This is a genomic window from Pseudomonas sp. ADAK18 (genome assembly GCF_012935695.1).
GTDB lineage: Bacteria > Pseudomonadota > Gammaproteobacteria > Pseudomonadales > Pseudomonadaceae > Aquipseudomonas.
On the sequence record NZ_CP052859.1, the window covers coordinates 2940589 to 2952973 of the forward strand.

Below are 12385 nucleotides of genomic sequence, written 5' to 3' on the forward strand. Positions count from 1 at the left end.
TGGCGGGAGAAAGGAAATTCCATACTGAAGGCAAAAGAGCAGCTGGCACGCCTCTCAATCGACCAACGCGGGCTTGAACTCCAATGCCCACGGCGCAATCAAGCGCTGCGGGGTCTTGCAGGTTTTGCGCTTGAATACGAAGTTGCGGCACTTCTCGGCGAACTGTTGGCGGTTGTGCACCCTGCCCAACTGCATCTGTGCCAACTCGTTTTCGCGGCGCCGTAACACGACCTGTATGAGTCCATCGAGAACCGCGACTTCCCGCGCTAGCGGGCACGTATCACATCAACCCTTTTGACCTGACCAAGGTGACCAAGTGTTGAATAGCCGGACAAAGCACCCCAAACCAAATTGCACACCGCACCTGCTCCGATTCACCAAGACGACAACCCGACTCACGAACAGTCCGTAACGTCGGTGTGAACCATTTGGGTGATCGAGCTAACTCACAAAGGTGCTCTTCCATCTTATTACTCAGTGAAGTCGGTACGCTGGTTTTGAACCGCTTCTCCAACAAAATTTACTCGACGCCGTCAAGAGACGGTATTGCCATACGCTTACAGCCATGGAAGGCCTGAAGCGTTTGTTCACCCTATGCCACTCGCATAACGATATAACAAAGTCGTATAAAACCTTCTCTATAAATTCTCCATAGAAAATCAACACACATAAATGTAGAGAAGAGAAAGCTCCCCTACATCATTGCATTTATCAATATATGGAAGGATCACATCATGAAACTGCCACAGAAAATGCTGTTATTGGTTATGTTTGCCCTAGGCGGTAGCCAGATATCTATGGCTAATGCCGACTCGGCGAGTACACAAGGATGCCCGGCACCGAATAGCCAAGGAATTTAGTCCGCGCACGACTGGATAACCTAATGCAATGCATGGCTAAAAATCACTTTTACGGATGAGAAAAACATGTCAGCAGAATCTCCAGTGATAACAGATCAATATCAAAATCTCGAAGATGCTCTTCTGGTCTCTGTCATTTTAGACGAGACCGTATCGCGGTGGGACGAAAAACCAGACTTAGCAGTAGTTTGTTGCGTCGAAGATAGATAGAGCAGGGAGGGGAGCGGTGTTAGCCGCTCCTCCTTTAGTACGCGCCTTGGCAGAGCACAAGACTATGAAAACGGGACAGGATCGACACCATGAGAAAGGCGCCATCTTTAGATAATGTACTGCATTACCGTAACGATGCGTTAATGTTAGCCTTCTCGAAAAACAACAAGGTCTCAATGCGAGAGTCCAGTGAGCTTTTCCTGGATTTAAAACGCTGGATATGGCTGATCGGAACAAGACCCAGTGAAAGCCCTCCTTTTCCAAGCTTCCCAGAGCAATGGATAATAGATAATTATTGGCACGAATTCATTCTAAGCACACGCGAATACACAAACTTCTGCACTGACTTTTTTGGTAATTATATACACCACACCCCCACTCCGAATGGATTGCAGGGAGCAAGTCCAAGACTGGCAGCGGAAGACCTCCCTGAGTTCATCGAAACAAACAAAAAAACCCTGGAAGATGCCATTACTGAAGTACGGATAAAACTAGGAATAAAAACCGCGATTCGCTGGTATAGAGAACTTCCGAAACAGTACCCAGTGCCGGACCGACCTGAATATAATTGATCGCATGGAAATCTAAAAATGCTCAGTCTTCGAAATCGGATATTAGACGACTTAACAAATGAAGAGTACACGCTTGAGCTGATACCCTCATGGACGCTGGAAGATATAGTAGACGTCATTTGGCTGCACAGTGAAAAAGGTGAATCACTGAATTTCTCAGACACCGAAAATGAATATCAAATCCTAAAGGATGCGATCCCCACCGGACTTATAAAAAAACGCGTATCAGAACGTACCGGCAAACCCTATAAGATCTCAGCGCTAGCTAGACTTTGGGAGCTGGGTGTTATACGTGTATATGACAGAATAGACAATGAGGAAATTGAGTTAACCAGAGATACTAGATTTATTTGGCAGGACGCATATTTTAGAGCCTTTTCCAGCAGCGAACATTCGGTTAGCCAGATGAATAAGCGACTGCAAAACTCGACGGTTTGTATCGTAGGTGCAGGTGCAGCCGGATCGCTGACAGCGCTTATGCTAACCGCTGCCGGAGTGGGCAAGCTTCGCTTAGTAGATGGAGACACCGTCGCATCCAGCAACCTTCCCAGGCAGATTCTCTACCCCGAAAATAGCATCGGACGCCTTAAGATTGAGGTATTAAGAAATTTACTTTTAAGCCATCACTCACACTTAGAGGTTGAAACCTTAAATACCTTTGTTGACAGCCAGGAAAGGGCTAATGAAATAACCACCGGCGTTGATTTCCTAATTCTCACAGCAGACCAACCTAGGCTAAAAATTCGCGAATGGATCGGCAAAGCATCTTTATCTTTACATGTCCCCTATTTAGCAATGGGCGGGAACTGGATAGGACCAATAAGCGTACCTTATTACTCTCCTTGCTATCTATGTCAAGCACGGACATATCGATCGCGCTACTCAGACCCCATCAGCTTTCTTGAGAAAGTCGTCAAAGAACCGTTGCCCGACCGTGCAGCGTTCGGCCCTCGCCCGGCCCTGGTAGCTAGCTTCGTGGCATCGACAACTCTTCATTACTTATCAGGCACTGGGACCGAGCGGTCTCTCTTCGAAAGCTTCAAGGTTTCTTTGGATGGCAATACGGAGAGATTAGCTTATAGGCGTTACAGAAACTGTGCGGCTTGTGCGACCCATCCCCACGCGAAACTTTCGTAAACTGAGCTAATTCGGAGATAGAGATTTGAAACTTTACCGCTACCTACCTCCCATGCTATTTGCCTGCGTGCTCGGTATCAACAACCTAGGATCGAGTTTGACTACGTTTGGGCTAGCGGCTTGGATCTTTGAGGTGACGGGATCATACGCGGCAATGACGCTCCTCGGCATCATCACACCGCTCACGGTTGTGTTAGTCTCTCCCGTTGCCGGCTTAGTTGTTGATCGCTATAACAAAAAATGGATTTTGATAGCCGCTGACTCATTTTCCCTAATTAGCATATTGATTTCCTTGTCGTTATATTTGAATGACGTCTTCAGCACACCTCTAGCCATGGCGTTAGCATGGTCTCTTTCTATCTGTAATGAATTTCGATTTACTGCCTCGTCTGCGTTGATACCCTCTATCACGGCTAAAGAAAATTTGCTCAGAGTCAACTCCGTACAACAGTCCTTTCGGGGCAGCGCACTGATGCTAGGGCCGATACTAGGTGCCGTGAGTTTTAGCTATCTAGGACTGTCCTTACTGCTCGCCATCGATGCGCTAACTTTCGTAATAAGTGCCGGTATTCTATTGTCGTTCTCCCTCAACCTCACGCTGAACACAAGCAGAATTCCCCCTCCGCGCTCGTCTTTACTCTCTGAAATTCAACAGGCTTTACAGTGGCTGTCGAAGAGGCGGTACCTAATTATCCTACTGGTCGCTTTCATGCCGATTAACGCTGTCCTTTCTGTTTTTACAGTCGCGCTTTCGCCCTACGTACTCGCCGCTGGCTCCAGCCTCGACTTGGGTATTGTGTCAGGTGCAGTAGGCGCGGGTATGCTCCTGTCCAGCTTTTTCCTTAGAAAAATCAAAAGCAGTGTCGACCCGGCTCACATCCTGATTACAAGCATCTTCATACTGGGGCTAAGCTTGATCGCCGTTGGCATGGTTACGTTCAGAACGCACCTGTGGGTGCTTACCCCTGTGGTAGGAGCTTCAGTGGCGGCACTGGTGAGCGCCAACCAAACGATCTGGCATGCGCAAACGCCGCTAGAGATTCAAGGTAAAATAATCGCTCTACGCTCAATGACCATGTATTTTGTAGCGCCAGTATCCATTCTGTTTTCGGAGCCGCTGGTAACCCATCTATTACGCCCCTTTCTTACCCACTACCCTAGTGCAATTGAACTGTGGGGAAGCAATCTCCCTGGATCACTGGGGCTAATGATCTCAATTATGGGAGTTTTTTTAGTAATACTGGGGGTTTATGTAGCGACTCGTTTTCATCACCCAGCGTTGGCGCGTAATGACATTTAGCACGCGCAGCAAAATATCATTCACGATGCTATTAAATTGGCCTAGGGCTGATGACAATTATCAGGTCATGACAGAGTCAGGGCACGATGTTCATCTCGTTACCCAAGCTGCTCCAGCAACAAACCAATTCAGTACGCGTGCGTTCAAGACTCAATTCAGGCCTTAAAGGTACTGAAGGATGCTGGAAATCAGTGGCTCCCGCTGGAATGAAAAAAGACCCGAACGAACTGACCTCAAGCACTGACTGAATTCGTATCCGTCCCGCAAAGTCATCTACCCAGCCCTGCTAAGCCAAGACATGGTGTGCACCTAAATTTAAGTGGGCACCCGTTGTAGCCTTTTAAGCGGGTATTTCACGCAACCACAACGCTGTTCCTACTCCAAATCCTTAAAAGTCTAAGTCATTGGCTTATTTGAAGGACGTGCTGACTCGCCTGCCGATGCAGCGGGCGGGTGAAATTGCACAATTATTGCCGCATTGCTGGCAACCGGTTTAGTCGTTCGAGTTTCGATCGGCGCACGCGTACGCCTAAACTAGCGCTTCTAACAGTTCACTCCTGAGCCACTCTATCAAATACTCGGTTTCTCTTCGCTCAACAATGACGGGGCGTTTAAAAATCGATATCGCTTGTGGCAGAACCACGCTTTCAGAGCAAGGCCTTGTCAAGGCTCCACTATCAACCAATCTCCCGGCAGTTCGCGCCCAGCCGACGGCAATACCATGTCCTTCCACTGCCGCTTGGAGCATCATCGGGTAACTGTCGAAATAGCGACTTTTGGTGCGACCATCCAGAACGATACCGAACTCGGCTAACCAACTGTCCCACTCCATCAAATGAGGAGGCGTAGCCCGATGGTGCAGGAGCGTGTGGTGTACCAAATCTGTGACTTTCAATACCTCCTCTTGTTCGTTGAGGTAATCGGGACTGCACACGGGGAACACTTCGTCAGAGGCCGTGAATAACAGATGACTTAATCCACTTGCCCGGCCGGTGCTCTGTAGTGCAACGTCGAAATGACCACTGAACTCCGTCAGGGGCTGCGTGGTGGTAACGACTTGAATCTCGATATCCGGGTGGCGTTGGTGAAAGCTAAAAAGGCGCGGCATCAACCAGTAAAACGCTTCACACAGCTGGCAGAGCAATACGACCTGAGGCTTGCGGGACGCACCTCGCAAGCTATCAGCAACTGAACCTATCTGGTTCAACGCGATACTCACGACAAGTCCTAGCTGCTGTCCTTGCGGCGTTAAAAAGACTGCACGATTACGTCTATCGAACAGCGTTACACCGAGATCTTCCTCAAGCCCGCGAATCTGTCGGCTCACCGCTGCTTGAGTGATATGGAGTTCGTCAGCTGCTCGTGAAAAGCTCCCCAGGCGAGCGGCCGCTTCAAAAGGCAGCAAGCTTGCGAGTGGCGGGAGCGACTTACCGAGTAAATTCATAACCGTGGATTATGCCTTGCGGGCTGAGAACTCGTTTGTAGCATACATCCGGCAACGTTCAAGCTTGCGATTACTCAGCCTTGGAGTTGCTTATGAACACATCTGCCCATCCTTTTGCCCTAGGCGTGTTTTTTGCGGTATTCGCCACATTATGCTGGGGCTCAAATTTCATTGTTCCCTATGTCACGGGGAGCTACAGCATATTTGACTTTCTGGCCGTTAAATTCATGATCGTTGGAGTAGTCGGAGTCGTTTGGACTATCGTCGAACGTGCCAATGTCCAAGGGCTGACATTTCCCATGCGAATGATCGCGTTGGCGCTGGGAGCCATCGGCTATCTCGGGTACAGCGTCTGTATTGCATGCGGTGTCATGATCAGCGGCCCCGTCCTGACACCGGCATTCATCGCGGTGGTGCCCGTGATGCTGGCGCTGCTTGGAAACGCGCAAAACAAGATGCTGGCGTGGGGAAAACTGGCATTGCCGCTATCCATGCTGGTGTTCGGCCTGCTACTCATCAATATCATGGCTAACGACACCCCCTCCATCCCGCGAGGCACCGCTGCGATCGGGGTGGTTTTTTCTGTGTGTGCCGTGGTGTTTTGGTTAGCGTTCAGTGTGCTGAACCAAAAAGGGCTGAGTAAAATCCCACCACATTCAACAAGCGCGTGGACAGGGCTCATGATGGTTGGGAGCACGCTAGGCATGCTGTTGGTATTGCCCTTGGGATATGCGTTTAGTCTTTTTGAAATGCCCACCCAAGGAGCCAGCTTTACCAATGCGGGAAGTCTTTATGCCTGGGCATTTCTAATTGCAATTTTGTCGTCCGTATTGGGGGCATGGGCGTGGAACAAGGCGTCTCGTTATTTACCCATGGTGCTTTCGGGACAGCTAATTGCTCTCGAGTCTCTTTTCGCCACCCTACTTGGATTGTTTTTTGAGCAACGCCTACCAACGTTGTATGAAGCTTTGGGTATTACGGCCGTATTGACAGGCGCAATGCTGGCCATACGGATGCTCTTCGCGTCGCACGAAAAGAGGAACGATAAGCTAACGGCGTCTTAAGCCAATCACGAGCAATACAGCCCAAGATGTGTTGGTCGTCCGGTTAGTGGGGGCTGGCGCGCCGACACCTAATCACGCGAGGTGTATTGGGCGGACGCTTACCTGAATTCAACACAAATTGCAGGCAAAAAAAAGCACTCATTAAAGTGGCTTTTTCTGAATCTTGGAGCGGGAAACGAGACTCGAACTCGCGACCCCGACCTTGGCAAGGTCGTGCTCTACCAACTGAGCTATTCCCGCGTCTTGGTGGTGTGCATTCTATAGAATCCAGAACACCCGTCAACCCTTTGATTCAAAAAAGTTTTATTTCTTTTCCACGGTGGTCCGCAGATGAGGCCAGGCAGCGCGCAGGTATTGCAGCATCGACCACAAGGTCAGGCCAGCAGCAACCAGCAACAGGGCGTAACCCAACAATACCCAGAAGGAGAATTGCGAGGGGTTGGCCAGCAGGATGACCAGGGCAAGCATCTGCGCCGCGGTTTTCCATTTACCCATGTTGGAGACAGCCACGTGGGCGCGGGCGCCGATTTCGGCCATCCATTCGCGCAGCGCGGACACGACGATCTCGCGACCGATGATCACCGCCGCGGGCAGGGTCAGCCACAAGTTGCCGTGTTCCTGTACCAGTAGCACCAAGGCCACGGCCACCATCAGTTTGTCAGCCACGGGATCAAGGAACGCGCCAAAAGGTGTGCTCTGCTCCAGGCGACGGGCCAGGTATCCGTCCAGCCAGTCGGTCGCCGCCGCAAAGGCGAAGACTGAACTGGAGGCCATGTAACTCCATTCGTACGGCAGGTAGAACAGCAAAATGAAAATCGGAATGAGCAGGACGCGTAGTACGGTGATCAGATTAGGGATATTCATCGGCACAACTGGCTACGAGGTGAGAAGGCATTCTACTCGCTGTGCAGGTTTGCATAAATCAACTCAGCGAGCTTTTTACTGATACCGGGAGCTTTGGCTATTTCTTCGATGCTGGCACGGGACAGCTCTTGCAAGCCACCAAAATGTTTCAATAAGTCGCGCCGACGCGTCGGCCCTACCCCTGCAATCCCTTCCAGGGTTGAAGTACGCCGGGTTTTACCACGGCGGGCGCGGTGGCCGGTAATGGCGAAACGGTGGGCTTCGTCACGGATCTGTTGGATCAGGTGCAGCGCCGGGGAATCGCCCTTCAAGGTGAACTCATGGGCTGCATCATTCAAGTACAAGGTTTCAAAACCGGCCTTGCGGGTGGCGCCCTTGGCCACGCCGAGCAAGATCAGGTCGGGCACCGCCAGTTCGTTGAGCACGTCACGGGCCATGGATAACTGGCCCTTGCCGCCGTCCACCAGCAGGATGTCCGGCAGCTTGCCCTCGCCGTCCTTCAGTTTGCTGAAGCGTCGGGTCAGGGCCTGGTGCATGGCAGCGTAGTCGTCGCCGGCTGTCACGCCTTCGATGTTGTAGCGCCGATAGTCGGACTTGATCGGCCCTTCCGGCCCGAACACCACGCAGGACGCTACGGTGGCCTCGCCGCTGGAGTGGCTGATGTCGTAACACTCCAGGCGCTGGGGCGGCTCATCCAGGTTGAGGACTTCGGCCAGCGCCTCAAAGCGTGCCGCCACGTGCTGCCGGTTGGCCAGGCGCGCACTCAGGGCCTGCTCAGCGTTGGTCACTGCCAATTGCTGCCAGCGTGCCCGGGTACCGCGCACCCGGTGGCTGATGTCCAGCTCGCGACCACGCAGCTCGTGAATCGCTTCGATCAACGTCGGGAAGTCTTCATGGACCACGTTAACGATCAGTTCCGCCGGCAAGTCGCGCTCGGGGCTGCTGACGTAATACTGGCCAAGAAACGCCGCCATGACCTCGGCGACCTCTTCATCAATACCGGTCTGAGGAAAGAAGTTCTTGCTGCCCAGCACCCGCCCGCCACGCACACTGATCAGGTGCACACAGGCGCCACCCGGGTTGACGAAAGCGGCGATGACATCGACGTCGCCGGTTCCGCCTTCCATGCTTTGCTGATCCTGAACCCGGCGCACCAAGGACACTTGGTCGCGCAATTCGGCTGCACGTTCGAAATCCAGGGTACTGGCCGCTTGCTCCATGGCACCCGACAGTTCATCCGCCAAGGCATTGCTGCGCCCCTCGAGGAACATCACCGAGTGACGCACGTCCTCGGCGTACTCCTGAGGCTCAACGAAGCCCACGCAGGGCGCCTTGCAGCGCTTGATCTGATATTGCAGGCATGGCCGGGTGCGATTCTTGTAGAAGCTGTCTTCGCACTGGCGAACAAAAAAAGCCTTTTGCAGCAGGCTGAGGCTTTCACGGATAGCACCCGCGCTGGGATAAGGGCCGAAGTACTTGCCCTTCTGCTTCTTCGCCCCGCGATGAATGCTTAGCCGAGGAAAGTCACCGTCGGATAAAAACACGTACGGGTAGGACTTATCGTCACGCAGCAGGATGTTGTAGGGCGGCCGCCATTCCTTGATCAGCGTCTGCTCAAGCAGCAACGCCTCGGTTTCATTGGCGGTGATGGTGGTTTCCACCTGGGCGATGCGCCCCACCAGCGCGGCGGTCTTGGTGGACAGGCCGGTCTTGCGAAAGTAACTCGCCAGGCGGCTCTTCAGGTTCTTGGCTTTGCCGACATACAGCAGACGCGCATCGCTGTCGAACATGCGATACACGCCAGGACGGCCACTGCAGGTGGAAAGAAAAGCACTCGGATCGAACAGGTCTGTCATTTCAGGCGCTGGCATCCACCATGCCGTGACGCACTGCCAGCAAGGTCAATTCAACATCGCTGCTGATGGAGAGCTTCTCGAAAATGCGGTAACGGTAGGTGTTGACGGTTTTCGGCGACAGGCACAGCTTGTCGGAGATGGACTGAACCTTCTGGCAGCCGACAATCATCAAGGCAATCTGGATTTCCCGCTCCGACAGCGCATCGAACGGCGAGTCACTGGTGGGCTGGAAAGACTTGATGGCCAACTGCTGGGCAATCTGCGGGCTGATGTAGCGCTGGCCGGCAAACACCAGGCGAATCGCCTGGACCATCTCCGCCAGGCCCGCGCCCTTTGTCAGATAGCCAGCCGCGCCCGCCTGTAGAAGCCGTGTAGGAAATGGATCTTCCTCGCATACGGTCACTACCACGACTTTGATGTCCGGATGGCTGCGCAACAATTTGGTAGTGGCGCCAAGACCGCCGATCCCGGGCATCTTGACGTCCATCAAAACCACATCGGGCTTCAATTCCCGGGCCTTGATCAGGGATTCCTCCCCTGACTCGGCCTGGCCGACTACTTGCAGGCCATCGATGTCAGCCAGCATTCGTGTAATGCCTGTACGAACGAGATCATGGTCATCGACTACTAGCACCCTAATCAAGCAGACACCTCGCGATATGGTCTTATAGGTTGCTGAACACCTTAGCAAAAAACCAAGGCGCAGACCTAGCTGCAAGCGTCATATATATAGAGTTTCAGCGCATGGCAGGCGTCTGCCGAGTGGCAAACAGCTGTATTTCCTGGGTAAAAGGTCAAGAATCCGGGGGCACCGACCTGATTTTCCCACTGAGCGTAGACGAATGCTCGGCCAGGCTAGAGGTCAGCCGCCGGATGGCGTCCTGATCTTCCTTGAACATCGCCCGGTAGTTACCCAAGACCCTTTCTTCAATCTGACTCAAGTTCTCCAACTGCGTCGGTGTCACGTTACCCGTCAACACGTACAGAATATCCACACCTCTTTCGGCCACCCGAGACAAATAGTCCGCTCTTGGCGCTCGACCGCCGCTTTCATACCGGCCTTGTGCGTTAGCTTCCACACCGCCTATTTCAGCAAAAGCGCGTTGCGACAGGCCAAGTCGCTCTCTTTCTTGCCGCAATCGCAAACCGATTCCACCCATTTGGATGAATGCTCCTGTCTGGCACACCTCAAGAGGTGGCATGCTCATCTCTTTTTACACAAGCACAATGAATACGTTATCCGCCTGAAGACGGCGCCTGACAACCCAGTTCCATCCGCCAGAAACAATCCTCTTCGCCGACAATACTCAAGCCCTTGCGCTGATAGAGCCTTCGCGCCGGATTGGTCTTGAACACCGTCAGCCGCAGCAGACCCAAGCCCTGGATGCGGGCCTTGAGGGCCATTTGCTCCAGCACCCAACTGCCGGCCCCTTGCCGGCGACACTCATCAAGGATGTGCAACTCGCGGATATAGAGTGCCCTGTCGTCATAACTCAGGCTGACAAAGCCCAGCACTGTATGCTCTTGGTAGATCAGCCAGTTTTCCCGGCCGGCCCAGGCCGTATTGAAGCCTTTGTCGGACCACACCAAGTCGTATTGACGGTAATAGTTGCCCATTGCCTGATGCGTCAGGGTTCGAGCAAACGCCAGGTCCCGGTCCGTCGCGGCCCGCAATTGAAACGCCATGTCGTCGCGCTCCTTTTAAAAGGCAATCACCCGCTGCTGCCCGCTCCAATATCCGCCTTCCCTGCGTGCAATCACCAGAACATCACCCACACCCGACGCTGAGGCAATCAAGCAGCCATCACTTGCCCAAATAGCGCTGCGCCCGGCAGAAACCCATCCTCCCGTGGAGCCGCCGTGGTTGGCCATCAGCACCACCATCTCGTGCTCGGCGGCGTACCCTTGCAGCAATGTGCTGTCCGGCCCGTAGCCGTTTTCGCTGATCAGTACTCCTGCAGCATAGATATTGGCCCCGTATTTCGCTGCCTGGAGCGGATGGCTGGGGTGGGAAAAATCCGCACACACCGCCAGGGCGATCCGGTCATTCCCCCACTCGAGCGCTGCACCGCCCTCCCCTGGCGCAAACGCCACGTCTTCGCCGGGATGCAGGTGTTGCTTGCTGTACACCGCCAGCGAGCCATCCGGTGCCAGTACCAGCGCACCGATCAGTACCTCAGCACCGGGCGCACTCCGGATCGGCATGCCAACCACGGCGGTGATGCGCAACTCACGGGCCATCGCCCGCAATGGCGCCAGCACGGCATCCTCCGGATCAATCGCCAGCGCAGCTGCCAGGGACGGCTCATAGCCGGTCAGGGACAGTTCCGGAAACACCAGCAACTGCACGCCTTGCTCCGCGGCAACCCGCATGAATGCAAGGTGCCGGGTAATGTTGGCCGGCACGTCGCCCGCGATGGAAATGGATTGAGCAGCAGCAAGGGTCAAGGCAGTCATGGTTGCGTCCCGGCAAACATCGTGAAGGTCCTCCCAGCATATCGACACTCAGGCCATAGCCGTAAGTACTCAACCCCCATAGAAATTACTGATTGAATCAACCCGCCGGCCTCTAGTAAGCTCCTCCCATCATTTGGAGACGTACCATGTTGCAACTCACCCTCACTCAGGCTTGCCCTACTGCCAACGCACAGCGTTCGGCCGTGGCTACCCGCGTGAACGGTTTGAGCGCACTGGTCAGCTTTTATTTTGGGTATTGGTTTAGCCACTGGCGCGCCTGATACCTGAAATCGGCGCCCACTACTCAAGGGGTCGCCTACCAGAGAAATCTAACCCCCGGTCGGCTCCCCGACCGGGGGTTTTGTTTTTTCAGGGCCCAGTAAAGAGCCTCCTTAATATTTCGTTTCATCCAGAACACTTGAAGGAATTACGCCATGAACTACGCCACCTATTACCGCTACGACACGTCCACCGCCTGGCGATTTAGCAAGCTCCGCTCGGGACAGCCTGCCGCCTCCGATCGGTCACCTACAGGTGGCAAGCCAACGCACGTAGCCAATTTGGCCAATTGTCGAACACCCCAGTAGGGCCAAGCGCGCGGGAAACGCCCGCCGCTTGTCC

General features: G+C 53.6%; 12 protein-coding genes, 1 tRNA gene and 1 pseudogene. 5 read left to right on the forward strand and 9 right to left on the reverse strand.

Features of this window, described 5'->3' with window-relative positions; genetic code table 11:
• Nucleotides 1-54 precede the first annotated feature (54 nt).
• Nucleotides 55-234: pseudogene (locus HKK55_RS13110) on the reverse strand (formyl transferase); the annotation flags it as partial.
• Between the two features lie 925 nt (nt 235-1159).
• Between HKK55_RS13110 and HKK55_RS13115 the strand changes: the two are divergent.
• The 4 genes from HKK55_RS13115 (at nt 1160) to HKK55_RS29465 (ending at nt 4576) form a co-directional block, all read left to right on the forward strand.
• Nucleotides 1160-1642: a hypothetical protein gene (locus HKK55_RS13115; RefSeq protein WP_169355080.1), complete on the forward strand. Its 483-nt coding sequence runs from the start codon at nt 1160-1162 to the stop codon at nt 1640-1642.
• An 18-nt stretch (nt 1643-1660) separates the two neighbouring features.
• Nucleotides 1661-2779, forward strand: a complete 1119-nt coding sequence (locus HKK55_RS13120) for a ThiF family adenylyltransferase (protein WP_169355081.1) — start codon at nt 1661-1663, stop codon at nt 2777-2779.
• Between the two features lie 25 nt (nt 2780-2804).
• On the forward strand, nt 2805-4079 hold the full coding sequence (locus HKK55_RS13125; RefSeq protein ID WP_169355082.1) for an MFS transporter: 1275 nt from the start codon (nt 2805-2807) through the stop codon (nt 4077-4079).
• A gap of 413 nt (nt 4080-4492) precedes the next feature.
• Nucleotides 4493-4576 (forward strand): hypothetical protein, encoded by an 84-nt coding sequence (locus HKK55_RS29465; protein WP_336604618.1) that lies wholly within the window; start codon nt 4493-4495, stop codon nt 4574-4576.
• A gap of 32 nt (nt 4577-4608) precedes the next feature.
• Here the strand turns inward: HKK55_RS29465 and HKK55_RS13130 are convergent, their stop codons facing one another.
• Nucleotides 4609-5523, reverse strand: coding sequence for a LysR substrate-binding domain-containing protein (locus HKK55_RS13130; RefSeq protein WP_169355083.1), 915 nt, complete (start codon nt 5521-5523; stop codon nt 4609-4611).
• Nucleotides 5524-5615: 92 nt separating this feature from the next.
• Here HKK55_RS13130 and HKK55_RS13135 point away from each other — a divergent pair, with 92 nt between their 5' ends.
• Entirely contained in the window at nt 5616-6587 is a 972-nt protein-coding gene (locus HKK55_RS13135; protein WP_169355084.1) for a DMT family transporter, read from the forward strand.
• 164 nt (nt 6588-6751) lie between these two features.
• Here HKK55_RS13135 and HKK55_RS13140 read toward each other — a convergent pair.
• The 7 genes from HKK55_RS13140 to HKK55_RS13170 form a co-directional block, all read right to left on the reverse strand.
• Nucleotides 6752-6827: transfer RNA gene (locus HKK55_RS13140), tRNA-Gly, on the reverse strand.
• A gap of 63 nt (nt 6828-6890) precedes the next feature.
• Entirely contained in the window at nt 6891-7451 is a 561-nt protein-coding gene (pgsA, locus tag HKK55_RS13145) for a CDP-diacylglycerol--glycerol-3-phosphate 3-phosphatidyltransferase (RefSeq protein WP_169355085.1), read from the reverse strand.
• A gap of 32 nt (nt 7452-7483) precedes the next feature.
• Nucleotides 7484-9307, reverse strand: a complete 1824-nt coding sequence (uvrC, locus tag HKK55_RS13150; protein ID WP_169357848.1) for an excinuclease ABC subunit UvrC — start codon at nt 9305-9307, stop codon at nt 7484-7486.
• Between the two features lies 1 nt (nt 9308).
• A complete protein-coding gene (uvrY, locus tag HKK55_RS13155; RefSeq protein WP_008436066.1) occupies nt 9309-9950 on the reverse strand; it encodes a UvrY/SirA/GacA family response regulator transcription factor in 642 nt (213 codons plus the stop codon).
• A gap of 151 nt (nt 9951-10101) precedes the next feature.
• Complete coding sequence (locus HKK55_RS13160; protein WP_169357849.1) at nt 10102-10467, reverse strand: helix-turn-helix domain-containing protein; 366 nt, start codon at nt 10465-10467, stop codon at nt 10102-10104.
• A gap of 76 nt (nt 10468-10543) precedes the next feature.
• Entirely contained in the window at nt 10544-10993 is a 450-nt protein-coding gene (locus HKK55_RS13165) for a GNAT family N-acetyltransferase (protein WP_169355086.1), read from the reverse strand.
• 15 nt (nt 10994-11008) lie between these two features.
• Nucleotides 11009-11764: a carbon-nitrogen hydrolase family protein gene (locus HKK55_RS13170; protein ID WP_169355087.1), complete on the reverse strand. Its 756-nt coding sequence runs from the start codon at nt 11762-11764 to the stop codon at nt 11009-11011.
• Nucleotides 11765-12385 lie beyond the last annotated feature (621 nt).